Below are 22,758 nucleotides of genomic sequence, written 5' to 3'. Positions count from 1 at the left end.
TGCGCCGATGACCCGCCCGGCGCGCGTGCGCCCGACCCGCACCCGCCGCCCCCGCGTCACCACCCTGCCCCAGTTGATGGCCACGGCCGTCGAGGCGAACCCGAGCGGCGCGGCCGTGGTGTTCGGCGACGCGACCAGCACCCTCGCCCAGCTGAGTTATGCCGAACTGGACGAACGGTCCACGCGGTTGGCGCGGTTGCTCATCGATCGGGGGGTGGGTCCGGAGGATCTGGTCGCTGTCGGTGTTCCGCGTTCGGTGGAGTCTGTGGTCGCGGTGTGGGCGGTGGCCAAGACGGGTGCGGGGTTCGTGCCGGTGGATCCGAACTATCCGGCCGATCGGGTCGAGCACATGGTGAAGGACTCCGGCGCGGTCTTCGGGCTGACCGTCCAGGAGGTCCGCGCCGAGCTGCCGGACCGGGTCGAGTGGTTCTCGATCGACTCCGCCGAGTGCGCGCGGCGGCTCGAGGAGTTCCCGGCCGATCCGGTGACCTACACCGATCGGGTGCGCCCGCTGCGCGGGGAGCATCCGGCCTACGTCATCTACACCTCCGGCTCCACCGGCAAGCCCAAAGCCGTGGTGGTCACCCAGGCGGGTTTGGCGAGTTTCTGTGCCGAGCAGCGTGATCGGTATCGGGTGACGAGTGCGTCGCGAACGTTGCATTTCGCCTCGCCGTCGTTCGACGCGTCGGTACTGGAGTTGCTACTGGCGCTCGGTGGCGCGGCCACCATGGTCGTCGCGTCGCCCACGGTGTTCGGCGGCGAGGAATTCGCGTCCCTGGTGCGCAGGGAGGCGGTCACCCACGCGTTCGTGACGCCCGCCGCGCTCGCCTCGGTGGACCCGGCCGGGTTGGACGAGCTGCGCGTGGTGGTGGCCGGTGGCGAGGCGTGCCCGCCGGAACTGGTACGGCGCTGGGTGCTACCGGTGTCGGGTGGGCGGACCCGTGAGTTCTTCAACGGGTACGGCCCGACCGAGACCACGATCATGACGAACATCAGCGCGCCGCTGGTGCCCGGGGAACCGGTGACCATCGGCGCGCCGATCCGGGCCGTCACGGAATACGTGCTGGACGAGCGGCTGGTGCCCGTGCGGAGCGGTGTGGTCGGCGAGCTGTACATCGGTGGTGCGCAGCTGGCCCGCGGCTACCATGAGCGCCCCGGACTGACCGCGTCCCGCTTCGTGGCGAACCCCTTCGATGTGCACGGCTCCCGCCTCTATCGCACCGGTGACCTGGTGCGCTGGACGCCGAACGGCGAGTTGGAATACATGGGCCGCAACGACTTCCAGGTGAAGATTCGCGGTTTCCGGATCGAGCTGGGCGAGATCGACGCGGTGCTGGCCGCGCACGAGACGGTCGACTTCGCGGTCACCGTGGGGCACCACCTGGACAGCGGCGTCACCATTCTCGTCGCCTATGTGCACGCCGTGCCCGGGATGGCCGCCGACGCGGCGGAACTGGCCGCCTTCGCGCAGCAGAGCCTGCCCGCGCACATGGTGCCGACGGTGGTCATGGTGCTGGACGAGATCCCGTTGACCCCGGTGGGCAAGCTCGACCGCGACGCGCTGCCCACACCGCGGTTGCAGACCAAGGTGTTCCGCGCCCCGGTAGGCCCGCTGGAAGAGCTGGCCGGCGAGGTGTTCGCCGAAGTGCTCGGGCCTGGCGCGCCGGTCGGCGCGGACGACGACTTCTTCGAGCTGGGCGGCAATTCGCTGATCGCGACGCAGGTCGCGGCCCGGCTGGGCGCCGCCATCGCGGCCCGGGTGCCCGCACGGCTGATCTTCGAGAGCCCCACCGTGGCCGCGCTGGCGGCGCGGCTGGAGCCGTTGAAGGGCGCGGGGGACCGGCGCGCGTTGGTGGCGGTGGAGCGTCCGGAGCGGGTGCCGTTGTCGTTGGCGCAGCGGCGGATGTGGTTTTTGAATCAGTTCGATACCGGGTCGGCGGCGAATAATATTCCGTTCGCGGTGCGGTTGTCGGGTGTGTTGGATGTGGCGGCGTTGCAGGCGGCGGTCGCGGATGTGGTCGAGCGTCATGAGACGTTGCGGACGGTGTATCCGGCGGTGGACGGTACCGGTTACCAGGTCGTGCTGCCCGCCGCGCAAGCCGTTCCCGACCTCACGCCGAAGCCCGTCGCCGAGCACGAGCTGACGGCCTGGCTGCGTGAATTCGCCTCGACCGGTTTCGATGTCGCGGCGGAGGTGCCGCTGCGCGTCGCGCTGGCCGAGATCGGCCCCGACGATCACGTGGTCGTCGTGGTGGTGCACCACATCGCCGCCGACGGTGCTTCGGTCGCGCCGTTCCTGCGGGATCTGCTGAGCGCGTTCCTCTCCCGGCGCAACAGGGCGAGGCCGTCCTGGAGACCGCTGCCGGTGCAGTACGCGGACTACACGCTGTGGCAGCGCGCGATGCTCGGTGACGAGAACGACCCCGATTCGGTGGCCGCGGCTCAGATCGCCTACTGGCGGCGCGCCTTGGCGGGCATCCCGGACCGGATCGACCTACCCTCGGATCGGCCGCGCCCGTCCGTCGCCTCCGGCCGGGGCGCGGAGTACACCTTCGCCGTGGACGCCGCGGTGCACCGAGGTATCGCCGAACTGGCGCACAGCGCGGGCGTCTCGGAGTTCATGGTGGTGCACAGCGCGCTCGCGGTGCTGCTCGCCCGGCTCACCGGCACCGACGACATCACCGTCGGCACGCCCGTGGCGGGCCGTGGAGAACGGGAACTCGACGCGCTGATCGGCATGTTCGTCAACACGCTGGTGCTGCGCACCCGGATCGACCTCGGCGCGTCGTTCCGTGCGCTGCTCGCCCGGACGAAGGAAACCGATCTCGGCGCGTTCTCGCACGCCGAACTGCCGTTCGAGCGGTTGGTCGAGGTGCTGGACCCGGTGCGGTCGCAGGCGCATCACCCGCTGTTCCAGGTGGCGCTGTTCTACCAGAACATGAGCAGGCCCGAGATAGCGCTGCCCGGACTGTCCGCTCGCGTCCTCGAGTTCGACGGCGCGGTCGCGAAATTCGATCTGCAATTGACCGTGGTGCCCGACACCGAGGGAGAGGCCGCGGGCTTCACCGCGGGGTTCACCTACGCCACCGACCTGTTCGACGAGCGGACGATCGCCGAGTTCGCCTGGCGGCTGGATCGGCTGCTGGCCATCGCCGTCGCCGACCCGGATCAGCCGATCGGCGCGATCGATCTGCTCGCTCCCGTGGAGCGCGAACGCATCCTGCACGAGTGGAACGACACCCGGTATCCCGTGCCGGCCGAGTTGCTGCTCGACGGCTACCGGCGGGCGGCGGAGGCGTACGCGGACGAGATCGCTCTCGTGTGCGAGGGTGTCGAGCTTTCGTATCGTGGGTTCGATGCGCGGGTGAATCGTTTGGCGCGGTTGTTGATTTCGCAGGGTGTGGGTGCGGAGTCGTTGGTGGGGTTGGCGGTTCGGCGTTCGTTGGATCTTGTGGTGGGGATGTATGCGATCGTGGCGGCGGGTGGGGCTTATGTGCCGTTGGATCCGGATCATCCGGCCGAACGCATCGCCCACATCCTCGAAACGGCGCAGCCGGTCTGTGTGCTCACGACCTCCACCGACGCGGTCGACTTGCCCGAGGGCACTGCGGTGCTGCTGCTGGACGCTCTGGACCCGAATCGATTCGACGACGCCCCGGTGCTTCCCGACGAACTGATACGTCCCGTGTTGCCGCACCATCCGGCCTACGTGATCTTCACATCGGGGTCGACCGGCCGCCCCAAGGGCGTGGCGGTTTCGCACTTCGCCATCCAGAACCAGATCAACTGGATGCTCGCGGCGTATCCGCTCGACGCCGATGACGTGTACCTGCAGAAGACGGCGACGACGTTCGACGTCTCGCTGTGGGGTTACTTCATGCCGCTGCGTGTGGGCGCGAAGCTCGTGGTCGCCACGCACGACGGTCACCGTGACCCCGCGTACGTCGCGGAAACCATTGCTTCCCAGGGCGTGACGGTGACGGACTTCGTGCCGTCCATGCTGACGGTCTTCGCCGCGCACACCGCCCCCGGCTCGTGCCCCACCTTGCGCGACATCTTCGTGATCGGCGAGGCGCTGCCACCGGAGACCGTCGCCGCGGTGCGTGCCGTGACCGACGCCGCCGTGCACAACCTCTACGGCCCCACCGAGGCGGCGGTCTCGGTGACCTACTGGCCCGCGACCGCCGTGCACGAGCGGTCCGTGCCGATCGGCGTCCCGCAGTGGAACACCCAGGTGTACGTGCTGGATTCGCGTCTGCAACCGGTGCCGACCGGCGTTCCGGGCGAGCTGTATCTCGCCGGTGACCAATTGGCTCGCGGCTATGTGCGGCGTCCCGATCTCACCGCCGACCGGTTCGTCGCCGACCCGTTCGGCAACGGGGAGCGGATGTACCGCACCGGTGACCTGGTGGTCTGGCGCGCCCCGACCGACGTGCTGCCGCATCGGCTCGACTATCTCGGCCGGACCGATTTCCAGGTGAAGTTCCGCGGTCAGCGGATCGAGCTGGGTGAGATCGAGACGGCGCTGCTGGCGCAGCCGTCGGTGAGCCAGGCCGTGGCCCTCGTCGTGGCCTCGTCGCTGGGCGACCAATTGGTCGCCTACGTTGTTCCCGCGCCGGGGCAATCGATCGAGCAGGACCAATTGCGGGCAGCGATCGGTGCGACGCTGCCCGCTTACATGGTTCCGGCGGCGGTCGTCGTGCTGGATGCCTTGCCGTTGAATCCCAGCGGCAAGCTCGATCGCAAGGCACTACCCGAACCGACCTTCACCGCGCGGGAATTCCGTGCGCCCGAGACGGCGGTCGAGGAGATCGTGGCCGGTGTGTTCGGCGAGGTGCTCGGGTTGGGCCGGGTGGGCGCGGATGATGATTTCTTCGCGCTGGGCGGTAATTCGCTGGTTGCCACGCAGGTGGTGGCTCGTTTGGGCGCGGCGGTGGATGCGCGGGTGCCGGTTCGGACCCTGTTCGAGGCGCCGACGGTGTCGGCGTTGGCGGCGGCGTTGGAGTCGGAGACCCATGGTGAGCGCCGGGTGGAGTTGGGCAGTATCGCTCGGCCGGAGAAGTTGCCGTTGTCATTGGCGCAGCGGCGGATGTGGTTTCTCAATCGGTTCGATCAGTCCGATGATGCTGGGGAGCGGATCGGTTCGGCGGCTTACAACTTGCCGTTCGCGCTGCGGCTGACCGGTGCGTTGGATGTGGTGGCGCTGGGTGCGGCGTTGCACGACGTGGTGGGCAGGCATGAGGTGCTGCGCACGGTGTATCCGGAGACCCCGGAGGGTCCGGTGCAGGTGGTGCTTGCGGCGCGACAGGTGGCGTTGGATGTGGCCGTCCATCCGATCGGGGCGGCCGAGGTCGCGCACGAGGTGTACACGCTCGCGGCGGCACCCTTCGATGTGACCGACGAAGTGCCCGTCCGAGTGCGGCTGCTGCGGATCGCGGATGCGCCGCAGGAGCATGTGCTCGCGGTGGTGGTGCATCATATTGCGGCGGATGCGTCGTCGATGGGTCCGTTGGTGCGGGATGTGATGGTGGCGTATTCGGCGCGGGTGGCTGGTGAGTCGCCGGGGTGGTCGCCGTTGCGGGTGCAGTACGCGGATTACGCGTTGTGGCAGCGTGCTGTGTTGGGGGATGAGTCTGATCCGGGGTCGATCGCGGCTCGGCAGATCGCGTTTTGGCATGCGGAGTTGGCTGGTGTGCCGGATTTGCTGGAGTTGCCGATTGATCGGCCGCGTCCGGTGGTGGCGTCGTTGGCCGGGGCTCGGGTGGCTGTGGAGGTGGATGCGGCGACGCATGCGGGGTTGATCGAACTCGCTCGTGGGCATGGTGCGACGTTGTTCATGGTGGTGCATACGGCGTTCGCGGTGTTGTTGGCCCGGCTGTCGGGGTCGGATGACATTGCTGTTGGTACGCCGGTGGCGGGTCGTGGTGAGCGTGAACTCGATGATTTGATCGGGATGTTCGTCAACACGGTGGTGTTCCGGTCGAGGATCGATGGTGGTGAGTCGTTCGCGGATGTCCTCGCCCGTCAGCGCGAAGCGGATCTGGCTGCGTTCGCGCATGCGGATGTGCCGTTCGAGCGGTTGGTGGAGGTGTTGAATCCGTCGCGGTCGACGGCGCGTCATCCGTTGTTCCAGGTGGGGTTGTCGTTTCAGAATGTGGCGCGTGCGGTGTTGGAGTTGCCGGGTTTGTCGGTGGCGGGTGTGGATGCCGATGTGGATGTGTCGCAGTTCGATCTGCATTTGATTGTCGGTGACGCCTACGAGGAGTCGGGTGCGGCCGCTGGTATCGGTGGGTTCTTGACGTATGCGACGGATTTGTTCGATCGGTCGACGGTGGAAGGTTTCGCGGCGCGGTTCTCGCGCATCCTCGCGGCCGTGGTCGCCGACGCGAACGTCGCGGTCGGGGACATCGAACTGCTCGCCGACGCCGAACGGCACGACGTGCTGGCGCGCTGGAACGACACCGCCCATCCGGTGGATTCCATCGCGACACTGGGATCGTTGCTGCGCGGGACCGTCACGGCGACGCCGGGAGCGGTCGCGCTGGTCGCGGACCTGCCCGACGGCGAACGCGTCGAGCTGAGCTACGCGGAACTGTCGGCGCGGGTCAATCGACTAGCCCGCTACCTGATCTCGGTGGGTGTCGGCGCCGAGAGCAGGGTCGCGCTCGCGTTCCGCCGATCGGTGGATCTGGTGGTGGCGATGTACGCGGTGGCCGAGGCCGGTGGGGCGTACGTACCGATCGACCCCGACCAAGCCACCGAGCGAACCGACTACATCCTCTCCGCCGCCGCCCCGGTCTGTGTGTTGAGCAATACCGAGTCGGATTTCGATACCGACGTCGCGCCGGTGGTGCGGCTGGAAGACCTGGAATTGAGCGCGGTCGCCAGCGTGCCGATCACCGATTCCGAGCGCATCACGCCCGTTCGGCCGGAGAACACGGCTTACGTCATCTTCACGTCGGGTTCGACCGGGCGCCCGAAGGGCGTCGCGGTGCCGCACTCGGCGATCGTGAACCAGTTGCTCTGGAAAGCGGCCGAATTCGAGCTGGCCGAGCACGACTCGGTGCTGCTGAAGACAGCGGCCACGTTCGACCTGTCGGTGTGGGAGTTCTGGTCGGCCGCGGTATGCGGTGGCCGTCTGGTGATCGCCGCGCCTGATGGCCATCGGGATCCCGCGTATCTCAACGATTTGATGGCGCGCGAGTCGGTCACCACTTTGCATGTGGTGCCGTCGATGCTCGACGCGCTGCTCGTGCACCGGGCGACCACGGACACCGGGGGCTGGTCGCCGCGCCGGGTGCTGGCGATCGGTGAGGCTCTGCCGGGATCGGTGGCGCAGCGGTTCCTGCGGGAGAATCCGCGCACGGAGTTGTTCAATCTGTATGGTCCGACTGAGGCGGCGGTGTCGGTCACCAGCCACCGTGTCGGTGATGCCGACCGGGTTTCGGTGCCTATTGGTGCGCCGGAGTGGAACAGTCGGGTGTATGTGCTGGATGGGCGTTTGCGTCCGGTTCCGGTGGGTGTTTCCGGTGAGTTGTACCTCGCGGGTGCGCAGTTGGCGCGTGGTTACTTCGGTCGCGCCGATCTCACGGCGGATCGGTTCGTGGCGAATCCGTTCGAGTCGGGTGCTCGGATGTATCGCACGGGTGACCTGGTCGCGTGGAATGGTCGCGGTGAGCTCGAGTATCGGGGTCGTACGGATTTCCAGGTGAAGATTCGTGGTTTCCGTATCGAGTTGGGTGAGATCGAGGCGGCGTTGCTCGCGTTGCCGGAGGTCGCGCAGGCGGCGGTGGTTGCGAAGTCGGATCCGAAGACCGGTGATCGTTTGGTGGCCTACTTGGTGCCCTCTGGTGCTGGGTCTGATGGTCGTGCCGATGCCGATGCCGATGCCGATGCCGATGCCGATGCCGATGCCGATGCCGATGCCGCTGCTGGGGCTGCGGCTGCTGGCGGTGCCGGTGCGGGTGTTGATGTGGCGCGGGTGAGGTCGGAGCTGGCTGCTGTGTTGCCGTCGTACATGGTGCCGTCGGCGTTCGTGGTGTTGGATGCTTTGCCGTTGAATGTGAACGGGAAGTTGGATCGTAAGGCGTTGCCGGAGCCGGAGTTCGAGGTTCAGGTTTTCCGTGCGCCGTCGACTCCGATCGAGGAGATCGTGGCGTCGGTGTATGCCGAGGTGCTGGGTGTCGAGCGTGTGGGTGCGGATGATGATTTCTTCGCGCTCGGTGGTAATTCGTTGTTGGCGACGCAGGTCGCGGCGCGTATCGGTGCGGCGTTGGACGCTCGTGTCCCGGTGCGGGTGCTGTTCGAGGCGGCGACCGTGGCCGGACTCGCCACGAAGGTCGAACGGGGTTTCGGTGCGGGCAAGCGCACCCCTTTGATCGCCGGACCGCGTCCTGACCGCGTCCCGCTGTCGTTCGCCCAGCAGCGCATGTGGTTCCTCAACCAGTTCGACACCTCGGCCTCGGTCTACAACATCCCGGCCGCCATCCGCTTGTCCGGCGACCTGGACGTGGCCGCGTTGCAGGACGCCGTCGCCGACATCGTCGCGCGGCACGAGATCCTGCGCACGATCTACCCGCAGACGCCGGACGGCCCGGTGCAGCGAATCCTCGCTCCGCACGAGGTGCCGGTGGATCTGGCGCCCGTGCAACTCGGTGACGAGGACCTCGCGCTCGAGGCGCAGCGGATCGTCGCCGCCGGATTCGACGTGACCACCGAGGTGCCGTTCCGCACGCGGCTGTTCCAGCTCGCCGGCACCGAGTACGTGCTGGTCTTCGTCGCGCACCACATCAGCGCCGACGGCTGGTCGATGGGACCGCTGACCAGGGATCTGATGCTGGCCTACGTGGCGCGCAGCGGCGGCCGCGAGCCGTCCTGGGCGCCGCTGCCGGTCCAGTACGCCGACTACGCGCTGTGGCAGCGCGAGGCGCTCGGCGCGGACGACGATCCCGAGTCGCCGGTGGGCGCGCAACTGGCCTACTGGACAACCGAACTCGCCGACCTGCCCGACGAACTGAACCTGCCCGCGGACCGCCCGCGCCCGCCCGTCCAATCCTTCGCCGGCGGCCGTACCGATTTCGTCGTCGACGCCGACGTGCACGCGGCGCTGGCCGACCTCGCGCGGCAGCACAACGCGACGTTGTTCATGGTGGTGCACACCGCGTTCGCGGTCTTCGTGGCTCGAATGTCCGGCACCGACGACGTCGCCATCGGCACGCCCGTCGCGGGCCGCGGCGAGCCCGAAATCGACGACCTGATCGGTATGTTCGTCAACACCTTGGTGCTGCGCACCCGGGTCGCGCCCGATCTCGGCTTCACCGAACTGCTGACCCGCACCAGGGAAACCGATCTGCGCGCCTTCGCCAACGCCGACCTCCCGTTCGAGCGGTTGGTCGAGGCGCTCGACCCGGAACGCTCGGCCGGTCGCCACCCGCTGTTCCAGGTGGCTCTGTCGTTCGAGAACCTATCCGCCACCAGCTTCGAACTACCCGGTCTGAGCTTCACGGCGCTCGACCCGGCCGCCGACACCGCTCAGTTCGACCTGCTGCTGACCATGCGCGAGCAGCGCACCGAGTCGGGCGCGGAAGCCGGGATCGCCGCCGAATTCACCTACGCCCGCGACCTGTTCGACGATCGGACCGTCGTCGAATTCGGTCGCAGGTTCCGTCGCGTCCTGTCCGCGATCGTCCGGCATCCCGGCACCGCCGTCGGCGATCTGGAGATCCTGGACGACGCGGAGCGCGCCGACCTGATCGCCCGTACCGGCGCACCCGCCGTGCCGCCGCGCACGCTGCCGGACCTGATGGCCGCCGCCGTCGCCGCGAACCCGGCCGGTGTCGCCGTGGTCGCCGACGACCGCACCTTCAGCTACGCCGAACTCGACGCGGCGTCCGCGCAATTGGCGCGCGCGCTGATCGACCGCGGCGCGGGGCCGGAGGTACCGGTCGCCATCGCGCTCCGTCGTTCGGTGGAAGCCGTGCTGGCCCTGTGGGCGGTGGCCAAGACCGGGGCGGCGTTCGTCCCGATCGACCCGGCCTATCCGGCCGACCGCATCGCGCACATGGTCGCCGATTCCGGCGTGGCGCTCGGCGTGACGCTCACCGCGGAGCTGGAGAATCTGCCCGTCCTCTCCGACGGCACATGGGTCGCCCTGGACGATCCCGACTTCACCCACGACGTCGCCGTGCGTTCCGAGCAGCCGTTGCAACCCGCCGAACTGCGCGCAGCGCTGCGCGCGGGCAACGCCGCGTACGTGATCTACACCTCGGGCTCGACCGGTCTGCCGAAGGGTGTCGTGATCACCCATGCCGGCCTGGCGAATTTCAGCGCCGAGCAGGTGGAGCGCTACCGGCTCGATCCGTCCGCCCGCGCTCTGGCGTTCGCGTCGCCCTCGTTCGACGCGTCGACGCTGGAACTGCTGCTCGCGCTCGGCGCCGCGGGCGGGCTCGTGGTGGCGCCGCCGCTGACCTTCGGTGGCGAGGAGCTGGCCGAACTGATCCGCGCCGAGCGCGTCACGCACGCCTTCCTCACCCCCTCGGTGCTCGCCTCGCTCGACCCGGACGCGCTGCCGGAGATGCGGACCGTCGTGGCGGGCGGTGAAGCGGTGCCCGCCGATCTGGCGGCCAGGTGGACCACCGTGCCGGAGCGCGATTTCCACAACGGCTACGGTCCGACCGAGACCACCATCATGACCAACATCAGCGATCCGCTGCGGCCCGGCGAACCGGTCACGATCGGCGGTCCGATCCGCGGTATGCGGTCGCTGGTGCTCGACAGCAGGCTGCGTCCGGTACCCGAAGGCGTCACGGGCGAGTTGTATCTGGGTGGCATCCAGCTCGCGCGCGGCTACCACGCACGTCCCGCGCTCACCGCCGCCCGGTTCGTGGCCGACCCACACGGCACGCCCGGTGAGCGCCTCTACCGCACCGGCGACTTGGTGCGCTGGCGTCGCGCCGGGACCGCGCCGGTCGTGGAATACGTGGGCCGCAACGACTTCCAGGTGAAAGTGCGCGGCTTCCGCATCGAACTCGGTGAGATCGATGCCGCGCTGGCGGCGCAGCCCGAGGTCGGCTTCGCGGTGACCCTCGGGCGTGCAACCCCATCCGGCGCGACGATGCTCGTCTCCTACGTACTGCCGGCCGGGGATGCCACGGTGGACCCGGCTGTACTGACCGAGCGGGTCGGGCGCACGCTGCCGGAGTACATGGTTCCGACGGCGATCGTCGTGCTCGACGCGATCCCGCTGACGCCGGTGGGCAAGCTGGATCGCAAGGCCCTGCCGGAGCCCGAGCTGGACGCGCGCGCCTATCGTGCCCCGCGGACGCCGGCCGAACTCGTGATCGCCGAGGTGATCGGCGAGGTGCTCGGCGTCGACCGGGTCGGCCTGGACGACGACTTCTTCGCCCTCGGCGGCGACAGCATCGTGTCCATCCAGGTGGTCTCCCGGTCCCGCGCACGCGGGGTGAGTTTCTCGCCGCGCGACGTCTTCGAACATCGGACCGTCGCCGCACTGGCCCGCGCCGCCGCCGTCGCGGGCGGCCCCGGCGACGAGGCGGGCGAACTACCGCTCACGCCCCACGCCGCGCGGATGCTGGACGAGGGCATCGAAGTGCGAGCCGTCGCACTGGACGTCCCCGAGACCTGCCCCGTGGAGACGGTGCACGGCGCGGTGACCGCCGTGCTCGACCAGCATCCCATGCTGTGGGTGCAGGTGCGCTACGACGACGAAGGCGCCGCGTCGCTGCGCATTCCCCCGGCGGCCGAACGTACCGGCGAGGCGTTCCGCAGGCTGGACCCGCAGCGTGGCGAGACGTCGCTGCCCATCGACGACGTGGTGCAGGCGGTCGCGGCCGCCCTCGATCCCGAGCAGGGCCGCAACATCTACTTCGTGCTCACCGGCGGTCCGGAGGGCCGATCCACGCTCATCGTCGTCGCCAGCAGCCTCGTGGTGGACGACGTCTCCTGGCGGGCCATCGTCGACCAGCTCACCGCCCGCTGGAACCGGGCACGCCACGCCGCGCCCGCGGGCCCCGAATCCGGTCTCGGCACGCTCGTCCGAACCTTGTCGGCGGCGGCGCACGATCCGGGCACCGTAGCCGAAATGGATTGGTGGCGACGGGCACTGGGCACGGTCCCGGAGGGTGCCGGCTCCGACGGCCGGGATCTGCGCGCACGCAGCCGGGTGTCGCTGACGATCACCGCGGAGGGCGCGGAGGCCGTCGCCGCGGCCGCCGAGGCGTACCACGCCGGGGTGGACGACATCCTGCTCACCGCGCTGGCGCTGGCCTTGCGGACCTCCGCGGGAGAGGCCGTCACCCGCGCCATCGGTTCGGTCGTGCGGCTGCCCGCCGACGGTCGCGCGGCCACCGGGGCCGACGCGGAGAGCACGGTGGGCGGCTTCGTCACCGAATTCCCGCTGCCATTGCGGCTGACCAGGATCGACATCGATGACGCCCTGATCGGCGGTCCGGCGGCGGGCACGGCGATCGCGCAGATCAAGGAGCTGCGGCGAGCGGTGCCATCGCACGGTGTCGGCTACGGCCTGTTGCGCCACCTCAACGCCGAGACCGCCGCCGAACTGCGCGGTCTCGGGCGCGGCCGGTTCGCGCTGCGCTACCGGGATCTGCGCCCGGCGCGGGTGCACACCGACATCCCGTCCGACGATCTACTGCTCGTGCTCACCGTCGACGCCACGGACGAGGGCTTGCTCGCCCGGTTCGACTTCGCCGCCGCGGCATTCCGCGGCGAGGACGCGAAAACCTTCGCCGAGCATTGGATTCGCGCACTCGGCGGCCTGGCCGAGCACGGCCTGCGCCCGGACGCGGGCGGCTTCACCCCGTCGGACTTCCCGCTGGTGCGGCTCAAGCAGCCCGATATCGATCGCTTCACGCGCGCCTACCCGGACCTGTCCGACGCCTGGCCGCTCACGCCGCTGCAATCGGGCATGCTGTTCCACGCCCTGCTCGCGGAGCACTCGGTGGACGTCTACACCACTCAGTTCGTGCTCGATCTCGGCGGCGCGGTGGACGCCCACCGGATGCGGGCGGCCGCGCAGGCGGTGCTGGACCGGCACGACAACCTGCGGGTCGCCTTCGCCGACGACAGCGAGGGCAAGCCCGTGCAGATCGTGCAGGATGCGCTGGAGGTGCCGTGGCGGCTGATCGATCTGTGCCACTTGGAACCGGCGGCGGCAGCCGCCGAGCTGGAGCGGATCGAGGCGGCGGATCTGGCCGACCACTTCGACATGCGGACCGCCCCGCTGCTGCGTTTCGCGCTGATCCGTTCCGCCGCCGCTCGCTACCACCTGCTGGTCACCAGTCACCACATTCTCATCGACGGCTGGTCCATGCCGCTGCTGATGAAGGATCTGCTCACGCTGTACGCGTTCGGCGGTAACTCCCGGCACCTGCCTGCGGTGCCGCCCTACCGCGACTACCTGGCGTGGCTGGTCGCGCAGGACACCGAAGCGGCCCGCGCCGCGTGGCGCGGTGCGCTGGCCGGAATCACCGAGCCGACGCCGTTGGCGCCGGTCGACCCGGGCCGCGAGATCTCCTCGGGCGTCGGCGAAGTCGGGTTCGAGCTGTCGCAGGCCGACACCACCGCGCTGACCCGGCTCGCCTCGGGGCTCGGCGTCACGGTGAACACCGTGGTGCAGGCGGCCTGGGGTCTGCTGATCGGACGCACCGTCGACCGCGACGACGTCGTCTTCGGCGCCACCGTGTCGGGCAGGCCGCCCGAACTCGACGGCGTCGAGGCGATGGTGGGTCTGTTCCTCAACGCGATCCCGGTGCGGGTGCGCCTGGACGCGACAAGCACGCTGAGCGAGGTGCTGCGCCGGTTGCAGGCCGAGCAGGCCGCGCTGCTGGACTACCACTACCTGGGCCTGAGCGACATCCAGGAAGCCGTCGGCGTGGAGGGGTTGTTCGACTCGCTGGTCGTGTTCGAGTCGTTCCCGGTGGACCGGGAGGGGCTGGACCAGGCCGGCGCCATCGACGGCATGAACGTCACCGGTGTCGGCGCGGTCAACGGCACCCACTATCCGTTCACGGTGATGGTGGTGCTGGACAGCCGGTTGCGCGTCTCGGTGAAGTACCTGCGCGACGTGACCGGCGAACCGGCGGCGCGTGCTCTCGCGCAGCGGCTCGCGGCGCTGATCGACCGTTTCGTGACCACCCCGCAGGCGCGCGTCGGCGAGGTCGACGCGCTGCTGGACGACGAGCGCGCCGAACTGGCCGCGCGCAACGCCACCGGTGTGCCGGAGTTCCTCGACGACGCGACATTGCCGACGCTGTTCGACGCGCAGGTGGCGCGCACGCCGGACGCGCAGGCGGTGCGCTTCGGCGAGACCGTGCTCAGCTACGCCGAACTCGACTCGCGCGTCCGGTCCCTTGCCGTGGAGTTGATGCGCTGGGGAGTCGGCCCGGAGACGCTGGTCGCCGTGGCCATGCGGCGCGGCATCGATCTGGTCGTCGCGATCTACGCGGTGTTGCGGGCCGGTGGCGGCTACGTCCCGATCGATCCGGACCACCCGGCCGAGCGCAGCGAGTACGTCCTCGGCAGCGCCGCTCCGATCTGTGTGCTGACCACCACCGCCGACGCGTTCGACACCGCGACCGATGTGCCGGTGGTCGCGGTGGACACGCTGTATCTGGCTCCGTACGAAGGCCCGTGGCCGCAGGAGCACGGGTATCCGGACACCGTCGCGTATGTCGTCTACACCTCCGGCTCGACCGGTCGGCCCAAGGGCGTGATGATCACGCACCGGCAGATGGTCAACCAGTTCCGCTGGGCGCAGGCGGCCTATCCGCACGACGGCGGCGACGTGGTGCTGCACAAGACGCCGATCACCTTCGACATCTCCGCCTGGGAATTGTTCTGGCCGTTGCAGACCGGCGCGTCGATCGTGATCGCCGCGCCCGACGGCCATCGCGACCCTGCCTACCTGGCCCGCCTCATCATCGACAACGCCGTCACGACGGTGCATTTCGTGCCGTCGATGCTGGACGCGTTCCTGGAACCGGCCGCGAATCCGGCCGCGGAGTACCCGTCGCTGCGGCGGGTGTTCGCCGCGGGTGAGGCGTTGTCCGGGGAGACCGCTGCGGCCTTCGCCGCGGCCGTGCCCGGCGCCACGCTGGTGAACTGGTACGGCCCGGCCGAGGCCACCGTGGTCACCGGCCATCCCGTGCGCGACGGCGCCGCGGCGGCGGTTCCGATCGGCGTTCCGGTGGCCAACACTCGCGTGCACGTACTCGACCGGCACTTGCGGCCGGTGCCGCCGGGCGCGGCGGGCGAGTTGTACGTCGCGGGTGCGCAGTTGGCGCGCGGCTATCTCGGCGCCCCGGCTCTCACCGCCGAGCGTTTCGTCGCCCATACGGGCGGCGACAGGCTCTATCGCACCGGCGACATCGTGCGCTGGCGCGACGGCGCGCTGGAATATCTGGGCCGCGGCGACTTCCAGGTCAAGCTGCGTGGCCAGCGCGTGGAGCTCGGTGAGATCGAGGCCGTGCTGACCGGTCATCCCCGGGTGCGGCAGGCCGCGGTCTCGGTGGTGCGTGGCGCGACCGGTGACCGGCTGGTCGCCCATGTGGTCGCCGCGCCGGGGGAGACCGTCGACGAGGCCGCGGTGCTGACCCACGCCCGCGCCGCGCTGCCGTCGTACATGGTGCCCTCGGCTGTCGTCGCGCTCGCCGGGCTTCCGCTCAACGCCAGCGGCAAACTCGACCGCAAGGCGCTGCCCGAGCCGCGGCTGGTGACCCGTCCGTACCGGGCCCCCGGCACGCCGCTGGAGCGGACGGTACTCGAGGTGTTCGACGAGGTGCTCGCGCCCGGCGCCGGACAGCGGGTCGGCATGGACGACGACTTCTTCGATCTGGGCGGCACCTCGCTGGTCGCCACCCGCGCGGTCAGCAGGCTGCGCGCGCTCACCGGCGCCGAGGTGCGGGTGCAGTGGTTCTTCACCGATCCCACTCCGGCGGCGCTGGCGGCCCGGATCCAGGCCGCGCTGGCCGACGACCACGACTACGACCAGGATTCGAACGCGGCGCTCGGTGTGCTGCTGCCGATCCGGACCATGGTGCCGCACGACGTGGCCGCCGCCCAGCCGCTGTTCTGCCTGCATCCGATGTACGGATTGTCCTGGTGCTACGCGGGTCTCGCGCGCTACGTGCCCGCGAGCACACCGATCTTCGGCCTCCAGTCGCCCGCGCTGACCGAGGAGGGTTACCTGCCCGAGTCGCTGGCCGAGATGGCGCACCGCTACGTGGCCGAGATTCGCGCGGTGCAGCCGCACGGGCCCTACCGGCTGCTCGGCTGGTCGCTCGGCGGTGTGCTGGCGCACGCGGTGGCGACTCAGTTGCAGTCCGCGGGGGAGGAGATCGGGCTGCTGACCATGCTCGACAGCCATCCCGACATCGACGTCACCGACTTCCGCGCGGCGATCCGCGAGGCGCTGGCCGAATTGGGCATCGGCGCCGACGCGCTGCTGCCCGGCGACGGCGACATCCACGACCTGAGCGAAGAGGCGCTGGCCGCGCTGCACGCCACCATCCCGCCGGACATGGCGGTGCTCACACCGGACCGGGTGCGCCGGATCTACCGCAGCGCGGTGCGCTCGGCCGAGCTGATCGCCGAGCATCGGCCCGCGGTCTTCCGCGGCAGGCTGGACTACTTCAGCGCGGCCGGTCACGAGACCGCGGCGGACGGCTGGCAACCTTATGTCGACGGCCGGGTCGACGATCATCCCGTCGGCGTCCCGCACGATCAGATGACGGCACCGGAAGCGCTGGCGCAGATCGGTCCCCGATTGTCCGAATTGCTGGATCCCCCGCGATGGGAAGCGACACGGAACGTGGGGCGGTCATGATCGAACCGACACCGTTCGGGCATGATGGGGCAACGGTGCGGTAACGAAGTCCCCTGTCGTGACGACTACATAGGCCGTATGGTCGGGCGTGGTGCGTGGGCACCCACCCCGGCGCGTGGGGCATGCAGAGCGAATCTCGAGACGAAGCGAAGGTGCGAAATTGATACGTCGACAGAGCCGGCGCGGTGGCCTGCGGGTCGCGGCCGCGATCGCGGCAACCGCGGTGCTCGCGGGAGTGATGACCGGTCTCGGCGCGTCCAGCGCGACAGCTGATCCGATCATCGATTCCAAGAGCCTGCTGGGCAACCCGGTCGCCCCGGACGGTTCGCGTATCACCAAAGCCGAGTACAAGGACGAGCGCAGCATCCGCTTGTACGTGTACTCGGCGGCGATGGACGAGAAGATCATCATCGACGTCCAGCGCCCGGCCGACACCTCCGTGCCGCGTCCCACGCTGTACCTGCTCAACGGCGCGGGCGGCGGCGAGGACGAGGCCTCGTGGCAGGCGAAGACCGACGCGCTGCAGTTCCTGTCGGACAAGAACGTCAACGTGATCCAGCCGATCGGCGGCAAGTGGAGCTATTACACCGACTGGATCAAGGACGACCCGGTACTCGGCCGCAACAAGTGGAAGACCTTCTTCACCGAGGAGCTGCCCCCGCTGGTGGACGGCGCGCTGGGCACCAACGGCGTGAACGCCATCGCGGGCCTGTCCACCTCGGGCACCACCGTGCTGGCGCTGCCGATCTCCAAGCCGGGCCTGTACAAGGCCGCCGCGGCCTACAGCGGCTGCGCGCAGACCAGTGACCCGGTGGGCTCGGAGTTCGTCAAGCTGACCGTCGAGACCTGGGGCGGCGGCAACACCGACAACATGTGGGGTCCGGAAGGCTCGGCCGACTGGGTGGCCAACGACCCGTACGTGAACGCCGAGGGGCTGCGCGGGCTCGACCTGTACATCTCCACCGGCAACGGCTTGCCCGGCCAGTACGACACGCTCAACGGCCAGTACGCCCTTCCCGGCGCGTACGGTCTGGCCAACCAGATCGTCATCGGCGGCGTGATCGAGGCCGGCACCAACTACTGCACGCACAACCTGCAGAACCGGCTGAACGAGCTGGGCATCCCGGCCACCTACAACTTCCGTAACTCCGGCACCCACTCCTGGGGCTACTGGCGCGACGAGTTCCAGCTGTCGTGGCCCGTGCTCGCGAAGGGGCTCGGCATCTGATCGCCACCGCGCTGATGCGCGAAGCCGGGATACCCGGCTGAACACCACCGACCGCCTGGTCGCCGCCCTGCGGCAACCAGGCGGTCGGTTTTTGTAGGCCGAACGGCAACGAAAAGTTCGGGTACCCGTAAAATTCTGTTCGTGGGTATAACGTTGGTCGAGTCGACCAGGTCCGTCACCGGGCGAGCGCGTGCCGTGACGGTCCTGCTGGGGCCCGCGTTCGTCGCGGCCATCGCCTACGTCGATCCCGGCAACGTCGCGTCGAATATCAGCGCGGGCGCGCAATTCGGCTATCTGCTGGTCTGGGTCATCGTCCTGGCCAACGTGATGGCGGGGCTGGTCCAGTTCCTGTCGGCCAAGCTCGGGCTGGTGACCGGCTGGTCACTGCCGGAGGCGGTGCGCGAGAAGGCGAGCGGCCCGGTCCGGCTGGCGTACTGGGGCCAGGCCGAGACGGTCGCGATGGCCACCGACCTGGCCGAAGTGGTCGGCGGCGCGATCGCGCTGCACCTGCTGTTCGGCCTGCCCATGCTGGTCGGTGGCGTGATCACCGGTGCGGTGTCGATGGGCCTGCTGCTGGTGCAGGACCGGCGCGGCCAGCAGCCGTTCGAGCGGGTGATCACCGGGATGCTCGCGATCATCGCGATCGGCTTCCTGGCGAGCGTGGTGATCTCCCCGCCGTCGGTCACGGGCACGGTCGGCGGTCTGCTGCCGCGTTTCCAGGGCACCGAGAGCGTCCTGCTCGCCGCCGCCATGATCGGTGCGACGGTCATGCCGCACGCCGTTTACCTGCATTCCGGCCTGGCCCGTGACCGGCACGGGCACCCGGCGGCGGGGCCGCTGCGCACCAGACTGTTACGGGTCACCAAGATCGACGTCGGCCTGGCCATGGTCCTGGCGGGCACGGTGAATTTGGCCATGCTGCTGATGGCGGCGGGCACCCTGCGCGGCCGGGACGTCGAGACCATCGAGGACGCGCACGCCGCCGTCGGCGAGGTCCTCGGCCCGGCCGCCGCGTTGCTGATCGCGATCGGCCTGCTCGCCTCCGGCCTGGCCTCCACGTCGGTCGGCGCCTACGCGGGCGCGATGATCATGCAGGGCCTGTTGCGCAAGCGGATCCCGCTGCTGACGCGCAGGCTGATCACGTTGATCCCGGCCGTCGCGGTCCTGGCGACGGGTATCGACCCGACCCGCGCGCTGATCATCTCCCAGGTGGTGCTGTCGTTCGGCATACCCTTCGCGCTGATCCCGCTGGTGCGCTTCACGAGCGACCCCGAGCTGATGGGCGCGGATGTCAACCGTCGGCTGACCACCGGGCTGGCCTGGGCGGTCGCCGCGATCATCTCCGTTCTCAACGCCGCCCTGATCTATCTCACCGTCACCGGGCGGTAGCCCGCCCGGTGCGGCGCGCCGATCAGACCCAGTTCTCGATCCAGTACTTCCAGATCCGCGGCGCGTAGGCGTCCAACGGCGGCACTCGGATGTCGGTGCCCGCCAGCGCCGCGCTGGTGTGCCTGCAGTCGAACCAGCAGGTGAATTCGCTGTGCTCCAGCACGTCCAGCGGCACGCCGACCCGGGGCAGCAGCCAGTTCGCGCCGGGGACGCGCAACATCATGTTCAGCGTGCGCTTGGGCACGACCTCGACCAGGTGCGGCGCGCCCGCCTCGTCGGCGAACAGGTTCAGCGCGTCCACCGCGCTCTGCCTGCGCGGATCCACCAGGTGGTAGGTGGTCTTGTCCGAGCCGGAGCGGTGTGCGATGTGGTCGAGGGCGCGGGCGACGAAATCCACCGGAACCATGTTGGTCTCGCCCAGCTCGGGCACCAGCACCGGCAGCAGCCGGGGCAGCTGCGCGGCCATGCGCAGCAGCCGGAAGAAGTGGTACGGGCCGTCGATGCGGTCGATCTCGCCGGTCCTGGAATGCCCGATCACGATCGAGGGCCGATAGATACGCCAGCGCAGCGACGAGTCGCGCACGATTCGCTCGGCTTCGAACCTCGCTCGTTGCGCGGGTGTGGCGAGCACTTGACCGTGATCGAACATGTCCTCGGTGAACAGGCCCTCGCTGGACCCGGCCACCTCCACGGTCGAGACGTGGTGCAGCAGATCGGCCCGCAGCTCCTCGGCGACGTCGACCAGGTGCCTGGTGCCGCCGCCGCGCTCGGTCAGGTCGTAGCCTGCGGCGAGATGGAAGACGTGCTCGATGGCGCCGCGATGCCGGGCCAGCCAGGTCGGGTCGATGCCCAGCCCCGGGGCGCCCAGATCGCCGCGCACCGCACGGACGCGGTCGCCGCCCGCCCATTCCTGCGCGCAGCAGGCGAACCGGTCGGCCGAGGCGTCGCCCGGCCGGACCAGTACATGGATGTCACCCTCGCGTTTGAGCAGCTCGGGGATGAGGAACCGACCGATGAACCCAGTTGCCCCGGTAACCAGGTAAGTCATAGCCGATGAACATAGTCGCCTGCCGGGCGGTACGTTCCGGCGGGCCGATCAGTCGGCGAAGACGGGCTTGCGCTTGGTGAGCATCGCGGTGGCGCCCTCCAGGAAATCGGGGGAGCGCAGCAGCTCGGTCTGGCCCGCCTTCTCCGCGGCCAGGGCCGTGTCCAACGCGGCCAGCGTGGCCTGGTTCAGCGCCTGCTTGGTGAGTTCCAGTGCGCGGCGCGGACCGGTCGCGATCTTCTCGACCCCGGCCTCGACCGCGGCGTCGAGTTCGGCGTCGGGCACGACCGCGGTGAACAGCCCGGCGGTCGCGGCTTCCCGGGCGGGCAGTCGCTCGCCGAGCAGTGCCATCCGCGCCGCCAGCGGACGGCCCGCCGCCGCGGCGACCAGTGCGGCCGCGCCGCCGTCCGGCATCAAGCCGATGTTGATGAAGGCCAGCAGCAGATAGGAGTCCTCGCTCGCGTAGACCAGGTCGGCGGCCAGCGCGATGCCGACGCCGACGCCCGCCGCGGCGCCCCGGATGCGCGTGATCACCGGCACCGGCGCGTCCACGATGGCGCGCACCAGCCGGTTCGCCGCGTCCATGACCATGTCCGAGGTGATGCCCCGTTGCGCCTCGTCCGCGCTCGCCGACAGATCGGCACCGGTGCAGAAATCGCCGCCCTCACCGGTGAGTACGATCGCCCGCACCGCGCGGTCCTCGGCCGCCGCGCGGAAGGTATCGCCGAGCGCGACCATGGTGTCGTAGTCGATGGCGTTCTTCCGCTTCGGGTTGGTGATCGTGACCCGGAGCACCTTGCCGTCCTGGACCGCCGTGAACTTGGCGGCGGCGGGGGCGGCTGGGGCCGCGGAATCGTTGTTGCTCATGTTCGCTCCTACGCTGCAATTCGGCGGACACCAGGCCGGGAATAGTGGTTAACTTTGCGAATTGTGGTTAACTTAGGTTCCAGTATCGGGCGCTGTCAACCAGCGCCGCCGGAGAACGGAGAGGTGCATGGTCGCGGATCGCAGCGAGGTCGACCTCGCTCCCGCGCGGCCCGAACCGGGCAGCAGGACCGGCGCCGAGGGCGCGGCGTCGGTACGTCGGCGTCCGAAGGACCGCAAGGTGCAGATCATCCGGGCGGCCGCGCGCGCGTTCAGCGAACGCGGGTACTACCCGGTGGGCGTGGACGAGATCGCCGCGGAGGTCGGCATCTCCGGTCCCGCCCTCTACCGGCACTTCACGAACAAGTACGCGCTGTTGGTCGCGGCCGCCGAGGAGGGCGCGCGGCACCTGCTTACCGTCGCCGAGTCGGCCGACGACATCCGGCTCGACCCGGTGCGGCGCGCGGACGCGCTGATCCGCGCGATCAGCGAGCACACCGTCGAGATCCGCCGCGAGGCCGGCCTCTACCGCTGGGAACGGCGCTATCTCGAGCGCGATGACCGGATCCGGATCAGGAAGATCTACGACGACCTGAACGCCACCCTCGCGGCGCCGATCGCGCTGCTGCGACCCGAGGCCCCGCCCGCGGACGTGGCGATGCTGGCCGCGGGTGTGCTCAGCGCGATCGCCAGCATCGCCGCGCACCGCACCGCTCTGTCCAGCGCTCGGCTGCTTCCGCTGCTGCACCGGATGTCCTGGGCCATCCTGCGCACCGAACTTCCTGCCGCCCCGGTCGAACCGGATCCCGGCCCGCCCGTGCGCGGCATTCCGGTCACCTCCAAGCGCGAGCAGCTGCTCACCGAGGCCATCCGGATCTTCGGCAGGCAGGGCTACCACGAGGCGAGCATCGAGGAGATCGGCGCCGCCGTCGGCATCAACGCCTCCAGCGTGTATCGGTACTTCGCGAGCAAGGCCGACCTGCTCGCCGCGGCGTTCCATCGCACAGGCGATCGGCTGGCCATCGCGATCACCGAGGCGCTGGCCGAGGCGACGAGCCGACCCGACGCCGCGCGGCGCGTGGCCGACCGCTACGCCAGATTGAGTTTCGCCATGCCGGAGATCATGGCGGTCTATTACGCCGAGTTCGGCAATTTGCCGCAGTCCGAGCAGCACAAGCTGCGCGCCATTCAGCGGCAGAACGTGCTCGAGTGGGCCAACCTGCTGGACGGCGACTCGGTGGAGGCGCGCTTCCGCGTGCACGCCGCCATCAGTCAGGTGATCGATGTGGGCAGGCTGATCCGATTCGATTCCCGCCCCGCGCAATTGGCCCGGGTCACCGCGCTCATGGACGCGGTGCTGCTCGACTAGCC

The 22,758-nt window shown here is 69.7% G+C and carries 6 protein-coding genes; 4 read left to right on the top strand and 2 right to left on the bottom strand.

Going from position 1 to position 22,758, the window contains the following annotated elements; genetic code table 11:
- Positions 1-7 precede the first annotated feature (7 nt).
- From ABZ803_RS30450 to ABZ803_RS30440, 3 genes are all read left to right on the top strand, one after another.
- Positions 8-16,861 carry an amino acid adenylation domain-containing protein gene (locus tag ABZ803_RS30450; RefSeq protein WP_357044554.1) on the top strand — a complete coding sequence of 5,618 codons (16,854 nt, stop codon included), beginning with the start codon at positions 8-10 and terminating at the stop codon, positions 16,859-16,861.
- 238 nt (positions 16,862-17,099) lie between these two features.
- On the top strand, positions 17,100-18,089 hold the full coding sequence (locus tag ABZ803_RS30445; RefSeq protein ID WP_357044575.1) for an alpha/beta hydrolase family protein: 990 nt from the start codon (positions 17,100-17,102) through the stop codon (positions 18,087-18,089).
- Between the two features lie 147 nt (positions 18,090-18,236).
- A complete protein-coding gene (locus tag ABZ803_RS30440) occupies positions 18,237-19,478 on the top strand; it encodes an Nramp family divalent metal transporter (protein WP_357044574.1) in 1,242 nt (413 codons plus the stop codon).
- 22 nt (positions 19,479-19,500) lie between these two features.
- Here the strand turns inward: ABZ803_RS30440 and ABZ803_RS30435 are convergent, their stop codons facing one another.
- Together ABZ803_RS30435 and ABZ803_RS30430 are read right to left on the bottom strand one after the other, a co-directional pair.
- The gene (locus ABZ803_RS30435) at positions 19,501-20,526 is read right to left on the bottom strand and encodes an SDR family oxidoreductase (protein WP_357044552.1); all 1,026 of its coding nucleotides are present in this window, start codon (positions 20,524-20,526) and stop codon (positions 19,501-19,503) included.
- Positions 20,527-20,574: 48 nt separating this feature from the next.
- Entirely contained in the window at positions 20,575-21,390 is an 816-nt protein-coding gene (locus ABZ803_RS30430) for an enoyl-CoA hydratase (protein ID WP_357044550.1), read from the bottom strand.
- A 127-nt stretch (positions 21,391-21,517) separates the two neighbouring features.
- Between ABZ803_RS30430 and ABZ803_RS30425 the strand changes: the two genes are divergently transcribed.
- A complete protein-coding gene (locus tag ABZ803_RS30425) occupies positions 21,518-22,756 on the top strand; it encodes a helix-turn-helix domain-containing protein (protein WP_357044548.1) in 1,239 nt (412 codons plus the stop codon).
- Positions 22,757-22,758 lie beyond the last annotated feature (2 nt).

This window comes from Nocardia sp. NPDC047648, assembly GCF_040642815.1.
In the GTDB taxonomy this organism is placed as follows: Bacteria; Actinomycetota; Actinomycetes; order Mycobacteriales; family Mycobacteriaceae; genus Nocardia; species Nocardia gamkensis.
This window is presented reverse-complemented; position numbering and strand designations above follow the sequence as displayed.

Coding starts and splice junctions, on each gene's coding strand:
- ABZ803_RS30425 (WP_357044548.1), top strand. CDS start 21,518: ATGGTCGCGGATCGCAGCGAGGTCGACCTCGCTCCCGCGCGGCCCGAA.
- ABZ803_RS30430 (WP_357044550.1), bottom strand. CDS start 21,390: ATGAGCAACAACGATTCCGCGGCCCCAGCCGCCCCCGCCGCCGCCAAG.
- ABZ803_RS30435 (WP_357044552.1), bottom strand. CDS start 20,526: ATGACTTACCTGGTTACCGGGGCAACTGGGTTCATCGGTCGGTTCCTC.
- ABZ803_RS30445 (WP_357044575.1), top strand. CDS start 17,100: ATGACCGGTCTCGGCGCGTCCAGCGCGACAGCTGATCCGATCATCGAT.
- ABZ803_RS30450 (WP_357044554.1), top strand. CDS start 8: ATGACCCGCCCGGCGCGCGTGCGCCCGACCCGCACCCGCCGCCCCCGC.